This window comes from Aurantimicrobium sp. (assembly GCF_036667855.1).
Lineage (GTDB): Bacteria > Actinomycetota > Actinomycetes > Actinomycetales > Microbacteriaceae > Aurantimicrobium.
In genome coordinates this window covers 1-263 of sequence record NZ_JAVWTF010000080.1, presented here as the reverse complement: position 1 = coordinate 263, position 263 = coordinate 1, and the positions used below count along the sequence as shown (strand labels likewise).

Genomic DNA, 263 nt, shown 5'->3' with positions numbered 1-263 from the left:
GTGACCAATGGTGTTTATGGGCTTGTCTTCTTGCTCTCGATCCTGGTTGGCTGGCCGCTTATTGGTGTCGTAGTTGGCCTCGTTCGGTCCGAAGGAACGAAATGGCGACAGAATCGACACCACAAGCGCGTCTACATGGGAGTCACAGCGTTGTGGGTTGGAATGTTTTCACTGCGTCTCGCCATTGAAGTTCCGCTGTATCTAGCAGGAAATATTGCTGGGTTGGCTACGGCGAAACTCATTCTTGGATTGCCTTTGTATGT

At 51.0% G+C, this 263-nt stretch carries 1 protein-coding gene; it reads left to right on the top strand.

The genetic code is table 11. The features are described from left to right. The coding region (locus RR877_RS09875; protein ID WP_332628095.1) for a DUF3159 domain-containing protein at nucleotides 1–263 on the top strand (263 nt) is incomplete at both ends.